The 13,584-nt window shown below is 58.5% G+C and carries 9 protein-coding genes and 8 pseudogenes; 9 read left to right on the top strand and 8 right to left on the bottom strand.

The annotated features are described in order from the left end of the window. Positions 1-17: 17 nt before the first annotated feature. On the bottom strand, positions 18-263 hold the full coding sequence (locus M6G65_RS05085) for a DUF6894 family protein (RefSeq protein ID WP_238200290.1): 246 nt from the start codon (positions 261-263) through the stop codon (positions 18-20). A gap of 386 nt (positions 264-649) precedes the next feature. Further along, positions 650-913: a transposase gene (locus M6G65_RS05080; protein WP_250103643.1), complete on the bottom strand. Its 264-nt coding sequence runs from the start codon at positions 911-913 to the stop codon at positions 650-652. Positions 914-1,096: 183 nt separating this feature from the next. Here M6G65_RS05080 and M6G65_RS05075 point away from each other — a divergent pair, with 183 nt between their 5' ends. Then, entirely contained in the window at positions 1,097-2,512 is a 1,416-nt protein-coding gene (locus tag M6G65_RS05075; RefSeq protein WP_250103642.1) for a phosphohexomutase domain-containing protein, read from the top strand. Positions 2,513-2,662: 150 nt separating this feature from the next. Further along, positions 2,663-3,037 (top strand): hypothetical protein, encoded by a 375-nt coding sequence (locus tag M6G65_RS05070; RefSeq protein ID WP_238200183.1) that lies wholly within the window; start codon positions 2,663-2,665, stop codon positions 3,035-3,037. Positions 3,038-3,359: 322 nt separating this feature from the next. On the opposite strand, the pseudogene M6G65_RS05065 reads toward M6G65_RS05070, so the two are convergent. Both M6G65_RS05065 and M6G65_RS05060 read right to left on the bottom strand, forming a co-directional pair. After that, positions 3,360-4,014: pseudogene (locus M6G65_RS05065) on the bottom strand (recombinase family protein). Positions 4,015-4,235: 221 nt separating this feature from the next. After that, positions 4,236-5,162, bottom strand: a complete 927-nt coding sequence (locus M6G65_RS05060) for an FkbM family methyltransferase (RefSeq protein ID WP_238200185.1) — start codon at positions 5,160-5,162, stop codon at positions 4,236-4,238. Between the two features lie 250 nt (positions 5,163-5,412). On the opposite strand from M6G65_RS05060, the pseudogene M6G65_RS05055 reads away from it, so the two are divergent. From M6G65_RS05055 to M6G65_RS05045, 3 genes and pseudogenes are all read left to right on the top strand, one after another. Then, positions 5,413-5,733: pseudogene (locus M6G65_RS05055) on the top strand (transposase); the annotation flags it as partial. Between the two features lie 207 nt (positions 5,734-5,940). Continuing rightward, positions 5,941-6,363: pseudogene (locus M6G65_RS05050) on the top strand (IS3 family transposase); the annotation flags it as partial. Between the two features lie 537 nt (positions 6,364-6,900). Further along, complete coding sequence (locus M6G65_RS05045) at positions 6,901-7,941, top strand: acyltransferase family protein (RefSeq protein WP_238200184.1); 1,041 nt, start codon at positions 6,901-6,903, stop codon at positions 7,939-7,941. 31 nt (positions 7,942-7,972) lie between these two features. Here the strand turns inward: M6G65_RS05045 and M6G65_RS05040 are convergent. Both M6G65_RS05040 and M6G65_RS05035 read right to left on the bottom strand, forming a co-directional pair. Beyond that, a pseudogene (locus M6G65_RS05040) lies at positions 7,973-8,161 on the bottom strand (IS3 family transposase); the annotation flags it as partial. Continuing rightward, positions 8,092-8,403, bottom strand: a pseudogene (locus M6G65_RS05035) (integrase core domain-containing protein); the annotation flags it as partial. The pseudogenes M6G65_RS05035 and M6G65_RS05040, both read right to left, overlap by 70 nt. A gap of 248 nt (positions 8,404-8,651) precedes the next feature. Between M6G65_RS05035 and M6G65_RS05030 the strand changes: the two are divergent. The 4 genes and pseudogenes from M6G65_RS05030 to M6G65_RS05010 all read left to right on the top strand — a co-directional run. Then, positions 8,652-9,424 (top strand): annotated as a pseudogene (locus M6G65_RS05030) (IS110 family RNA-guided transposase); the annotation flags it as partial. Positions 9,425-9,430: 6 nt separating this feature from the next. Next, positions 9,431-9,559, top strand: a pseudogene (locus M6G65_RS05020) (IS110 family transposase); the annotation flags it as partial. A gap of 684 nt (positions 9,560-10,243) precedes the next feature. Then, a complete protein-coding gene (locus tag M6G65_RS05015; RefSeq protein WP_250103640.1) occupies positions 10,244-11,023 on the top strand; it encodes a sugar transferase in 780 nt (259 codons plus the stop codon). A gap of 20 nt (positions 11,024-11,043) precedes the next feature. After that, the gene (locus tag M6G65_RS05010) at positions 11,044-11,217 is read left to right on the top strand and encodes a hypothetical protein (RefSeq protein ID WP_250103639.1); all 174 of its coding nucleotides are present in this window, start codon (positions 11,044-11,046) and stop codon (positions 11,215-11,217) included. A 425-nt stretch (positions 11,218-11,642) separates the two neighbouring features. Here the strand turns inward: M6G65_RS05010 and M6G65_RS05005 are convergent. Beyond that, positions 11,643-11,955: pseudogene (locus tag M6G65_RS05005) on the bottom strand (helix-turn-helix domain-containing protein); the annotation flags it as partial. 293 nt (positions 11,956-12,248) lie between these two features. Continuing rightward, positions 12,249-13,160, bottom strand: a complete 912-nt coding sequence (locus M6G65_RS05000) for a glycosyltransferase family 2 protein (protein WP_238200092.1) — start codon at positions 13,158-13,160, stop codon at positions 12,249-12,251. Positions 13,161-13,584: the final 424 nt, after the last annotated feature.

The raw sequence follows: 13,584 nt of genomic DNA, 5'->3' as shown, positions 1-13,584 counted from the left end.
CAGCCAGGGCGCTACAATCAGGCCGCTTCGTCTGGCCTGGACCCCGTGAACGTCAGCGTCCCTGCGTAAATCTTGCTGCCCTCCTCATTTCGGACGGTTACCGTGACGGTTTGGTTGTCGCCGTCGCTTGAGGTGATCAGCTCCGCGACATCCGGCAGGCTTGCCAAAACCCTCTCGCGAGCCGCTTCGACGTTTGCACATTCGAGGCCTTCCTCGTCGCGCTGAAGCTCACCATCATGAACATCGAAGTAGAATCGAGGCATATGGGTCGCCTGTTAGTCTAAGCGATAATTGTGATGCTTGTATAAGCTTCGATTAATTGGCGTTGATTCAGATAAGTCAACCTCATCTGCGCGCATCCAAATGCTGAAAGATTGTGCGAAGCTGTTTGTCTTATGTGCAAGCAACAAAAAACCGCCGAGACTGGAGCCGGGCAGCTGAGGTTGATTCGCGTGGGAATTGAGTGCTGGGTCTACGCGCGGGAGGCACGACGGTTCCGGTCAGCCGTGCGGCAGCCGACCGCGACGATCGCGAGAAAGCCGGCGGCGGTGATGCCGAACGCCGGCAGCCGCCACGCGAGGCACAGCCGGAGTGCCAGCGCCGCAGAGCCGCTGCAGCTCGCGGATCTATGGCTCAGGCAGTCCGCAGTTCAGAAGGCTGGCACCACTTCTTCGCCAGCCCCGGCGGCCGTGAACGCCCCCCGCTCCATCAGCCGACGCCACGTGAACAGCTGGTCGGCGTTCAGCCCGTGGCGGCGGGCGACGAGCGAGACAGACTGGCCGGGCAGATAGGTCTCCTCGGCGAGGCGCACCTTCTCCTGCGTAGTCCAGTGCCGACGCCGCTGGACGGAGGTGATCACCTCGACGCGTTCGGCGCGAGGCGGGTCTTCCGAACTCACCATACAGTCGGTCATAGGCACACACTTCCATAAGCGTGAGCCCCTGTCCGGCCATCTCCGCGGCTACTTCAAGCTCGGCCGCCGCTTCGGAGACATCCACGCCCGGCTTCGTGTCCGCACGCCGGCTGTTGTGACGGATTGAAATTCCAAGCATTGATCATAGGAGCGAATCGCAGTGTCAGCATCGGTAGGAATGCCGTGAGCAGTCTGAAATTTGGGACGAGCGGGCTGCGGGGTCTCGTGACGGACCTCGTGGGCAGCCCGTGCTGCGCCTATGCGGGCGCCTTCTTCCGATCGGTTCCGGCCGGGAATGGCAGGCGCGAAGTCGTGATCGGGAGGGACCTGCGGGCGAGCAGCCCCGGCCTCGCCGCGACCGTGGCGCATGCTGCTGCGGCAGCCGGCTTCTCGGCGGTCGATTGCGGCGCCCTCCCCACCCCGGCCCTCGCCCTCGAAGCGATGCGGCGCGGCGCCTACGCCGTCATGGTCACCGGCAGCCACATCCCCGAGGACCGCAACGGTCTGAAATTCTATCGGCCCGACGGCGAGATCACCAAAGCCGACGAGGCCGCCATCCTGGCCGCTCTGGGCGATATCGAAGCGTCCGACGCGACGACGTCCCCCGTCCCGCCCGCGCCGGAGCCCGATGCCATCGCGCGCTATCGCCAGCGCTACCGCGCGGCCTTCGCGCCCCGGATCCTGGAGGGGCTGCGCATCGCGGTGTATCAGCAGAGCTCGGTCGCGCGCGATCTGCTGACGGATCTGCTAGCCGGCTTCGGTGCCAGCGCGACGCCGATCGGCCGGTCCGACACCTTCGTGCCGATCGATACCGAGGCGCACCGTCCCGAGGACGTCGCGTTCATCCGCGGCGTCATGGCGTCCGGCGACTACGACGCGCTGGTGACCACCGACGGTGACGCCGATCGGCCCCTGATGGCGGATGGCACCGGGCGGATCGTGCGGGGCGACGTGCTCGGGCTCATCACGGCCCGCTACCTGGGCGCCGATACGGCCGTGGTGCCGGTGACGGCCTGCTCGGCCCTCGAGCGGTCGGGCGGCTTCAAGCAGGTCATCCGCACCAAGGTCGGCTCGCCCTTCGTCATCGCCGGCATGGAGCAGGCGCGACGCGCCGGGGCCCGGGCTGTGATCGGCTTCGAGGCCAACGGCGGCTTCCTGCTGGGGTCGGACGTCCGCGTCGGCGAGAACATCCTGGGTATCCTGCCGACCCGCGACGCGATGCTGCCCATCCTGGCGTCGCTCGCGGCGGCGCGCGCGGCCGGCCTGTCGCTGGCCGATCTGGTCGCCTCGCTCGATGCGGGCGAGATGGCGAGCGACCGGCTTCCGAACACGCCCGCGGAGCGGAGCGGCGCCTTTCTCGCCCGTCTCGGCGAGGCCGGTTTCCGGGACGATTTCCTCCGGCCGATCGGTTCGCCGCAGGCCGTCGATCAGCAGGACGGGATCAGGATCGATCTGGACGGTGGACGGACGATCCACTTCCGCGCCTCGGGCAACGCTCCGGAACTGCGATGCTACGCGGAGGCCAGATCGGCCCGGGACGCCGAAGACCTCGTGCGGTGGGGGCTGAAGGCCGCCGCGGCGGCGATGGCGGACTCGTGATAAGCACAGCCCTCTGCGGGATCGCCGCCACAGTCGCAGCAGCCGCATCCAGCCCCATCATTTCCTGTGCGGCCTACCAACTGGGTTAAGGATGTTATCGATCTCATATGGGAAGCTAAACGGCTACGCCGCTGGCGTGGGCAGATCCTCGTGCAAGCCCGACTTGAAGCCGCTGCGGAGTTAATCCGTCCGGCCTTCAAGCATGCGAACCCCATACACTTCGACGGAGTAACGGGGCCTTCGGTCGACGCACTTGCGACAGGTTGGAGCATCGGCGAAACGAGTTCGCAGGATCAAGTCAACAGGTACCTTCAAAAGCGCGATCTCACGAGCGAGGATGTGACCGCGCACGCTTTCCTGCTGAACCTGCCCTCCATCGAGCGCGTCGACCGATTGGCGTCACTGGCAGATCAGCGCCGGGACTCGCTGTTGCGCGAGATCGAGCGCAAGCGGGCAAACTTGGCCCAGCAGCTGCGCACTGTGACTGCGGACGTCCTTAATGTCGAGCACATAGAGACACGGTGAGCTGTCGTTTGAACGTTTGAAGCCGCGATGACCTCAGAGCGCGCCACGCTCGCCAATCGCCGCAATGCTCAGGCCAGCACTGGCCCACGGACCGCCGCGGGTAAGGCAAGCTCGGGGCAAAATGCGCGCAAGCACGGCCTATCAGCGGTGGATCCGAATCCGGAAGCGGGGGCGGAGATCGAGCGGCTGGCTGAGCTTATTGCGGGCGAGCATATCAGGCATGCAGGTGTCCTAGAGGCCGCACGGGCCGTTGCCGAGTCGCAGCTTCAGCTTCAGCGCGTGAAGGCGTTCAAGATCGTCCTGCTGCGAACTGTGACCTTGTTCAAGCAGACAGAAGGAGAACTGGATGCGCTTCCTCCTGCTGAAATCCCATCGGACTTCCTCCTACAGCTCGGAGGTCTTGAGCGGTACGAACGACGAGCTTTGTCACGCCGAAAGTTTGCAGCCCGCCGTTCGGCGAGCTTGTCAGACGAGTGCCCCAAGACAATGAGTGAACCCGTTGCAGGATGAGCGAATCAGCGTAAGCGTCCTCCCGCTCCTTCGCGTACTCGATCCCGGCTCGCTGCGCCTCCTTCGTCGCCTCGGCCTGCACCTGGGCAGTCGCCGCCATGAACCCGATCAGCGCGTCCCGCACCGCCATCTGCACTGGGTCGGTGGTCGCCCCGTCAAAGATCATGCTGTTGATCACCGTGCGCATGAAGACACCGCGGCGCATGAACTCGCGGACGGTCTCGGTGACGTCGGCGTAGTTGCGGCCCAAGCGGTCGACCCAGCGGATCAACCAGCACGTCGCCAGCTCGCAGCATGTCGAACGGGCGCCGGCCCTGAAGGCGTTCGCTTGGGACCGTCAACACGCCGGACACACCCTCGTCGGCAACGACCTGGTCGATCTTAAAGCCCACCGCCTCGGCCTGCTTCCGCTGATGGGCAATGGTCTGTTCCGCGGTGCTCACGCGAGCGTAGAGGATGGCCAGCATCGAGCTGGTCCGTCCGTTAGGATAGCGTCCGCGAGGAAGTATGTCCGGAAGCCGGACGCAACCCGAGCGGACACGCATTCCGGCTCTCGTCCCGTGTCCATTGAGGTATGCCCTTGCAGTCGGCCGGAACAACGAATATAACATTCTTCAATTTAGTAGCCGACCCGTCCAAAACGCCGTCATATGGAACCCACAGATTTCAGATTTAATTGATCGTCGTCTTAGCAAAATTGTGCCGTGGAAACTGAACTACGCATCCAGATTACATCACCAGAAACGTTGGTTTCCAGTCGCTGCGCATCTCCATTATTATCTATTTTGTAAGAGACAAATCCGAGAGATTGAAGTAGATCACAGACTTCCGAAACTCGATGCCCATACCGTGCTGCATGTTTCTCCTCAAGCTCTGTCTGAATAATAATATTTCTGCTATTAAACAAGGTGTTCTTTGCGCCACGTATAACCGGAAGCTCAAATCCCTCAACGTCAATTTTTAGGTAATGGATTTCATCTATTCCCAAGCTTCCTAACATAAAATCAACGGTCGTTAACTCAACGCCAACTGTGCCCTCCTTTTCGTCGGATACGTGAGTTTCTCCTGGATTGTTACTATCGAATTTTATACTAATAAAACCGCGCTTGTCGCCAAGCGCGAGGTTTAACGCCGTGGCATTAGCTACTCGATTGTTCTCCAAATTTCTTTTCAAATACGCGAAAGTTTTTGGGTGGGCTTCAAATGAAAGAACTCTCCCTCCAGCGCCCACCAACTTCGAAGCTGGTAACGTGTATGTTCCTATATTCGCGCCAGCATCGACAAACACGCTGCCTGGTTTCAGTGTTTTTCTTATGAAGCGCCATATTTCTGGATCTCGAGCCCCAACCACACAAGTGACAAAAGAACTGTAGTTATTTGGCATGCTTATGTATGATATACCATCAGGAGATCTAAAATAGATATCATTCCCACTCAGTTCTGATAAAATGAATTTCAGAGCACGCAGCCACTTATCTCGAGCACGCTCTCTATAAAGATCCGCCTGATTAGTTAGACGAATTTTTAATCGAAGAGATTGCAAATTTGGCGGAAGCTTTGATTTGATCTGCCGTTTAATAAAGTCCTTTGCGCTGCCATTTATTAAATTATTCATGAAACTCAAAGCTCAGCTAAGCATCCGAAATCAATCCAGGCATATACCAATTTTTGAGTTTCAGCAAGACCATGTTATCCTCCGCCCTTGGCTGCGGACTAAAGATATTAAGATCGACCTGAAACCTGCCACCATCTTCTGTCAACACACTGAAAAATTCAGGTATATTTACACGGCGTCCGATTGATCCGCCCTCAGCAAAGTGGTCCGCCCTGAGGTATGGCTTTCGGGCCAGGACGAGGACGGACAGATAGGAACGAAGCGGCACAAATCAGTGGATGTGGTCACCAAGCTGCGGCAGGTGGATGTGCTGGTCTCTCAAGGCAAGAGCGTTTGCGACGCGATCCGCGCGATCGGCGTGACGGAGGTCACCTACTACCGCTGGCGCAAGGAGTACGGCGGCCTGAAGAGCGACCAGGTTCGGCGCATGAAGGACCTGGAGATCGAGAACCAGCGGCTCCGGAAGGCGATCGCGGATCTCACGCTCGACAAGCTGATCCTGCAGGAGGCCGCCCGGGAAACTGACCAGCCCGCGCGCCGACGCGCCTGCATTGAGCATGTCATGGACGTCCTGGACTGTGGATCGGCGTCCAAGGCGAACCCACGCGTCCGCCTCGGGTAAGACACTGAGATGTTTGAATTTTGGTCCTCAAAGGTGGGTGCCGGTTCGGCGCCGATCGGCGTCCAATAGGTGCCCACCTCAGCGGAAAAAATATCCTTCACATCAAATATGTAGATGTGGCGCGAGAGTGGGTTCGCCTTGGACGCCGATCCACACCTGGACGTCTCCGAGCGCCGCGCGTGCCGTGCGCTCGGTCAGCATCGTTCGACGCAGCGCAAGGTGCCGCGGGGCAGAGACGATGAGGCGGCGCTGACCGCCGATCTCGTGGAGCTGGCGCGCCGGTACGGGCGCTACGGCTACCGGAAGATCGGCGCGCTGCTGAAGGCGGCCGGCTGGTTGGTCAACGGCAAGCGGGTCGAGCGGATCTGGCTGCGCGGGCTGAAGGTACCGACCCGCCGGCCGAACAAGGTCCGGCTGTGTAACGGGGATGGTTCCTGCATCCGGCTCCGACCGGAGCGGCGCGACCACGTGTGGGCCTACGATTTCGTCGAGGCGCGTACGCATGACGGTCGCAAGTTCCGGATGCTCGACGTCGACGACGAGTTCACCCGCAAATGCCTGGCGATCCGTGTCGCACGGTCAAGCGCTCGAAGGCAGAGCATGCATCCATGCATTTCTGCTACAGGCAAGGCCGACCGCTTACAGTGTGGCGCGGAAGCAAATGTGACGAGTAGGCTAACACTGATCTTGCGTCAGGCCAAGTTTGTGGTTGCCTCCTTGCACGCTTTCAACGTCTCTCTCTCGCCCCTGATTTCGGTATAAGTCTGACAACGGAATCTTAAAATCTGCGTTAGATTTGCTACCAGATCTTTCTTCCAGTTTATACTGCCTTAATGCAAGATAAACTTGCATGACGTTGAACACAAGACTTTAGTAGCATAAAATGCCAGCATGAAGAAGGGTTGGTGGCACACTACGTGGTCAAACAGACTTCTAAACCTGATGATTATTTCCTTGACTGCCATTATAACAATCGTTTAATCTTGGCTTGATATGCTTGCGGGCACACTAACTGCTGGCGAATTTTGAAGGGTAAATTTCAACTTGAGAGTAGAAGCGATCTCGGCTGTGAGCGCAACTCGGGGCCATGCCCCAAGTTTGGATGGCATCCAAATTATGCGGGCAGCAGCGGCGACAGCTGTCGTGTTTACGCATTCAATCACCCGCGTTTCTATGTCTATAAATGCGGATTCGAGTGGATCTTATTTCAAGACTTGCGATGGAAATCAATGGGTAATTGGCGATTTCGGCGTCGATCTATTTTTTGTTATCTCTGGTTTTGTAATGTTTTATGCCCACCGATCAGATTTCGGCGTAAGCGGTTCTACGCGCTCTTTTATGATTAAGCGATTGGTAAGAATTGTCCCACTTTACTGGCTGTTAACGAGCCTTGCCGTTTTCATTATAACGTTGGCCCCTGATGTATTCAGCAATGGCCGCGAGCTGGATGTGTTATGGTATATTTCATCTTACCTATTCATTCCGTTTCCGTCACCGTCTGGGGTGGTAGCTCCGGTCGTCGGAGTTGGGTGGACGTTAAATTATGAGTTCATGTTCTACTATCTATTTGGATTATCTCTGCGCTTCCAAAGGGCAACGGCTTTAAAATTAATAACATTGGTGCTTGCCGCGCTTACGTTGGTAGGAAGAATGCGCTTTGGCGACTCTCAGCTGCTCGATTTTTACACAAGTTGGCTGTTTTGTGACTTTCTCGGTGGGGTATGGGTAGCCTGGGTTATTGTCAACTGCCGACCGCTGGGTCCAATTCCGCGGCGTGTTTTGTTCTCCATAAGTGTTGGAATAATTATGTATACCGCGTTTTGGCCTCCGTCTGAAACCGATGTGTCCCGTTTTATTTTTTGGGGACTCCCATCGATTTTAATCGTTTTAGTGTCGTGCGAATACCGTGCTCCGCTGATTGGAGGTCTGATGGCTCGTCAAATTGGTGCCGCTTCTTATTCAATCTATCTATCTCAAGTATTCTCGCTTCCTTTTTGGGCTAAGATTATTAGCTTGAGCTTTATCAAAACACTTCCATTTGACTGCGTCGTACTGATCCTGACTAGCTTGGTTACTATCTCTGGCTTCTTGGTTTGGATTGCTATCGAGCGGCCGATGACCCAATTCGTTCGTAACAAGGTTTTATCATCAAGGTAGTGTTTTTCCGTGGCCAACATGTGAAATTATAGTTCGGCCACAGCGCGGCGGGCTGACGCTCACGGTGTGCCGCGCTGACGTGCCAGTGCGGCCACTTGAGCCGCAGGCTCAAGCCCTCGTCCCGGTATAGGCGATGGACCCTCTTGTGGTTCACCCGCCAGCCCACCCGGCGCTGCAGGATGTGGATCCGATAGCAGCCGTAGCGCACCCGGCGCTTGGCTGGATGTTTGGTCCCGGTATTTGGTGGAGCGGGATTGATCTGAAGCGGCTGGGCTCGGCCGACGATGCTTTGCAGATGGCTTCATAGGGCGTGAGGCCGCGCAGGGTTTTGAGGCGGCGGGCGAAGTTGTAGGCGCTGACGAAGTCGGCCAAGTGCGCACGGAGTTGCGCGTGGCTGTCGTAGTGGTAGCGCTTGACCGTCGTGTCCTTGATCGTGCGGTTCATCCGCTCGACCCGACCGTTATCGGGCATGATGGCCCCGATGCCCTCGCGTTCTGCTGATCGTCAGATGAGCGTTATGGTGAGCCCATTCGGGACGCGGGGCACCGGGAGCACGCGAGTGCGGGCGGGCCGACGCTTGTACCATGGGCTGCGAGCCCGAGCCGTTATTTGGCCGCCCCTGCGGCTCGCCCGGATGCGCTGCGAGCGCGGATCCGTAGTTGCCGTGTTGCCCGCCAGCTCCCGTGAACGACGCACGAGGAGACAGGTTCATGCGAGTTGTGGGATTGGACATCCACCGCATCTTCGCCGAGGCGGTGCTGCTGGATGATGGAACGGTCCGACGTCTTGGTCGGATCGGCATGACGCGCGATCACCTGACGGCGTTCGCCAAGTCACTGACCCATGACGACCACGTCGTGGCCGAGGCGACGGGCAACGCCAGCGCGGTCGCCGAGGTGATCCGGCAGCATGTCGGCCGGGTCGTGATCGCCAACCCCCGCCAGGTGCGCCTCATCGCGGAGGCGCGGATCAAGACCGACGTGATCGACGCCACCGTGCTGGCCCGGCTCTATGCCAGCGGGTTCCTGCCCGAGGTCTGGATCGCAGACCAGGCCACGCTCGGTCTGCGGCGCCAAGTGACGCGCCGCACGCAGATCGTGCGGCAACGGACGCGGCTCAAGGCCATCGTGCAGTCGATCTTGCACGCGCATCTCGTGCCGCCTTGTCCGCATGCCGATCTGTTTGGGCCGCGCGGGCGGACTGGCTCCTGGCGCAGCCAGTGCCGCCGGACGAAAGCGATGCGATCACCCGGCATCTGCGCGAGTACGACCGGCTGAGCGAGGACCTGAAGATCGTCGAGCGTGAGCTTGCTCGGGCGGCGCGCACCGACGCGAACGTCACGCGGCTGATGACGATCCCGGGCGTCGATATGGTGGTGGCCGTCGGGCTCATCGCCGCGATCGGGCCCGTGGCACGGTTCTCCGGTCCAGATCGCCTCGTTGCCTATCTCGGGCTGAACCCGAGCGTACATCAGTTTGGCACAGCTACCACCAACCTCAGTCATCCCTGCATGGTCGATGCCCCCTCGCTGATCCCGAGGAAGCCTGGTGCCCGGGTAATGACGAACCACCGCGACGCGCTCGCGCTGGCTAAGATTCTGTACGCGGACGGACTCACAGCGCGGTGAGTCCCCGACGTCGGATTCCTGACTGATGCCGGCCTTACTGGCGACTTCCAAGACGTAAAGGCATTGGGCCGGGAGCAGGACCATCCGAGTAGGCTCAATGGACTTGTGAGGAAGTCCGGCCGCGATTTCTAGGTGCGGCTCTGCCCGCGCCGGCCTGTAGATCCGGTGAGCGGCCCGCCGTAAGCACCCCGCTGGTTTTGGCCCGCTCGGATGACGCTCCAGTTACCGCGACGGCGCGTCGTAGCCGCGGGCTGCCTTCGGGATAATTCCCGGCCAAATTTTTGAAACGGTTTTGGCGGGTCAGGGGTTCAAGGATCGATGCGGCGCAAAACCGGGTACGGTTTGGGCGCGTGAATTGTGCCGATTGCGTCCTGTGTGCGTTCAGCGTTGTGGCGCTGGGCTCGCGATCAGAAGCCCCGCCGCCATGTCGGGTCTCGACCATGAGATCAGGCGGCCAGGATGGCTACGTAACATATACCTAACGCGAAGCCGCGCGAGGGGCATCAGCGCGCCCACAAACACGGTACATGAGCACTATACAGCGCATATTGGTCGGTTTTGTGGCACTGCGAGATGGCTATATCGCCTTGCGGAGACTGATTTTCTGGGCTAGGAGCACTGCAACAACCAATCGTTAACCAACCCGCCACTGGCCTCGCCAAAGGAGCTGAGACCATGCTGACTCGCGCCGAAGCCCTTGCTCATCCTGGCTTTTCTGCATCGCAGCGTAGGCCAGAGGTGACCGATAGGGCCGAGCAGGCGGTCGGGCAGGTCAGCGGAGCGGCTGAGCTCGTGGCCGGGGCGGTTCTGCCGGAGGCGCCGTTCGTCGCGCGCGGCCTGCGGCTGGACTGGGCGGCCAAGCGCGGCCTGGACGTCAGCGTGGCGGTGACCGCGCTGTTCCTGCTCCTGCCGTTGCTCCTGCTCATCGCGGCGATCGTCTGGGCCGGCGACGGCAAGGCGCCGATCTTCCGCCACATGCGCATCGGCCGCGACGGACGCCGCTTCGGCTGCCTGAAGTTCCGCTCCATGGTCACGAACGGCGAGGCCGTGCTCGCCGCGCACTTGGCTGCCAGCCCACAGGCCCGGGCCGAGTGGGCGGAGACCCACAAGCTCAGCGACGACCCGCGCATCACCGCGATCGGTCACGTGCTGCGCAAGACCTCGCTCGACGAGCTGCCCCAGCTCTGGAACGTGCTGCGCGGCGAGATGAGCCTGGTCGGCCCGCGCCCGATCGTGGCCGCTGAGATCGCCCGCTACGATCACGCATTCGCCACCTGCTTTGCCGTGCCGCCCGGCGTGACGGGTTTGTGGCAGGTCTCAGGCCGGTCCGACACGACCTATGCCGAGCGCGTGGCGCTGGATCTCGACTACGCCACCCGCTGGAGCCTGCGCCGGGATTTCGCCATCATGCTCCGCACCATCCCGGCCGTGCTGGCTCAGCGCGGAAGCCGATAGACGCGCGCCCGGGCAGCGCCATGCACGACGACAACCCGCTCTGGTACGACTACGCCGAACCCGACGAGCCGCACGGCAAATTGCTTCTGGCGCTGGCTGGCCTGTTCAGCGTCACGGCAAGTGCGGTGACCGCCCTGCTCGGTTCCGCCGGGTGGTGCAAGAGCTCTGGTGCGGACGAGTTCGTGCGCGGATGAGTCAGCGGAGAACGAGCGAATGGCGATCCTGAGTTGACCCACAGCAAACTAAGCCGCGATGTTGCTACTTTCGTGCAGTATAGCCCAGGGGGATAATGCCTATTTCGGCGCCGTTTTAAGGGCCAAATCCTATCTCATTCGACTTAGCCCTTGCGGATGGCGCGGTACCTCGAACCGGCATGGGCAGACGGCGGTCTTTAGCGGCTAGAACAGGATTCAGCTCACGCGTCTATCGAGCAGTAAAGCGCAGATAGTCCGATGCGAGCGATCGTATGCCTGTGTGAGATGCCAAGCCCGAGTGGAGACCGGCTCAACCAATCCGAGCACCCCTCGACGGTGCAGTGTAGGGCGAGCCACCACATAGACGCGGACATACGGACATGCAATTCTACACGACCTGTTAAAAACTTTTTTGGGACACCGCAGCCCGGCGGTTCCGAGCACGTCAGCGCCAGCACCTGCGCCACCGTGTGGGTGGAATGCGGCGGGGTGCCGGGCGGGTCTTGTCGCGCAGCAGGCCCTCGACGCCCTCCTCGGCAAAGCGCTGCTGCTAGCGCCAGATTGCGGGCCAGCTGACGCCGGCCTGCCGAGCCACGTCCTGCACGCTCAAGCGTTCGAACGAGAGCAAGACAATACGCGCCCGCAGGATGTGCTTGAGGGGCGGGATCGATCTCCAGCGATCGTAGACAGCGCTAACTTGGTGGCGTCGTCGAGGAGCACGCAGACGGTCTGAGCCATCGCCCAGACCCGCATGCATCACGCCCTTCGTGAATCCTCTGACCGCGTCAATGCACTAGCATCTTTAAGCTTTGTCAGTCAGCCACATCTTGGAACGAAAAGCTTGCTTCAATTAGTCTCAAAATAAATATCGAGATCCGGAATGCAAGACTTTCCGAGATCAGCTAAACGGGTGCTACACCTATTTTTTTATCAGAAATGAATAACGATAAGGCACGAAACCTTTTAATGCAAGCAACTAGTTATTCTACTCACCGGAAACTGGGGGTGACTGTGGCTGAGCAGAAATTGTGTTATAACGATTTGGAACATTGTATATCCATAATTTGCAGCAAGCTTTTCCAATCAACAAATTCGGCACTTATTTTCGGATCGAAGTAAGTACTTTTCAGGCCGGCATCCAGGTTGGCAGCATAGGAAGTATATTCCTGAGTATGCTGTTTACGCAACAGTTCTTCTTTTATTTTATGATTGAAATCAAACAAGAACTTATAGTGCAATAATGCCCCAGTAGGATTTTCGAAGCTTTCCTTGCTGCGCCCGTTTAAACAGAAAGGCCAAAGTTGGTGACTTGACTTTAAAAACGCAAAATGGCGACGCCATAAAACCAAAGGAGTCTTGTTCAAAGCAGGGCCGGTTTCGAGTTCAGAGAAAAAGATACGGCTTCTTACTCCGCCCTTAATCCATGTTGTATTAGTAAGCGGTTCATACTCATAGCGATACCCAGTTCGATCAAAAAAAGAGCAGACGCTTACCGGATCTTGGCCTTCGAGAACGACATTATGGGCTACAGGATGCCGGCTATACATATCAAGCATTAAACATTGTAACGATACGCGCCCCTTCGATTGCAATTCGTCCGTAAACGTTGCAATGTTTACGGTGTCCATGTTTGGGTACACAAAATATTCATCTGCGTCTATGTGAAGCACCCACTTACCAACGCAGTACTTAGAAGCTATGTGATTTACCCAATCGATGCCGAAACGCGCATCTCTGTAGCTGCCAATTGCTCTGAATAGACTAACATTCGAACGATTCTTAAACTTCTCAATAGTGCCGTCGGAAGACTCATTGTCTATTATGATAAAATGCTCGAATCCAATCTTTTGATGGTATTTTATTAGATGCTCCAGCCGAAACCCCTCGTTTCGCACGACCATAACGACTACATAATTTGCCTTTCTCAGCGGGTCGATCTTCACTTTTACAGATATGACCTCCCGCGATTTGAACAATCGCCGAATGTGAGCTTTAGCGGACGTGTAAAGTGAGTGAAAACTATTATTTCGCAGCAACTCAATCGCCTTTTCAGATGTGACGGATGCGGTGCTCAGTTTGTTAAACACGCTTTACAGATATCATGGTCTACGGCGGATGAAAACTGGTGCGTATCTTTTAACACAAGCAATCCGTCCGGTAAGTAGTTTAATCGGGCGCAGTAGACGGATGTGGAGCTGCTTCGATCGTCGCCGATTGTTGCCGGAAGGCGCGCGCTCTCGAGGCGGTTACTAGGCACTATGGGAAGTTCGCCGCCAGCTTTAGCGGCGCCCCTGCCTCGCCGCAGTCTTCGATCACCTCAGGGGACAACAAACCCTAAACTCGCCGCAGCCGTCCTCGACAGCCAGC

This window comes from Methylobacterium tardum, from assembly GCF_023546765.1.
In the GTDB taxonomy this organism is placed as follows: domain Bacteria; phylum Pseudomonadota; class Alphaproteobacteria; order Rhizobiales; family Beijerinckiaceae; genus Methylobacterium; species Methylobacterium tardum.
This window is presented reverse-complemented; position numbering and strand designations above follow the sequence as displayed.

Coding starts and splice junctions, on each gene's coding strand:
- M6G65_RS05080 (WP_250103643.1), bottom strand. CDS start 913: ATGACCGACTGTATGGTGAGTTCGGAAGACCCGCCTCGCGCCGAACGC.
- M6G65_RS05060 (WP_238200185.1), bottom strand. CDS start 5,162: ATGAATAATTTAATAAATGGCAGCGCAAAGGACTTTATTAAACGGCAG.
- M6G65_RS05015 (WP_250103640.1), top strand. CDS start 10,244: ATGCTGACTCGCGCCGAAGCCCTTGCTCATCCTGGCTTTTCTGCATCG.
- M6G65_RS05085 (WP_238200290.1), bottom strand. CDS start 263: ATGCCTCGATTCTACTTCGATGTTCATGATGGTGAGCTTCAGCGCGAC.
- M6G65_RS05010 (WP_250103639.1), top strand. CDS start 11,044: ATGCACGACGACAACCCGCTCTGGTACGACTACGCCGAACCCGACGAG.
- M6G65_RS05045 (WP_238200184.1), top strand. CDS start 6,901: ATGCGGGCAGCAGCGGCGACAGCTGTCGTGTTTACGCATTCAATCACC.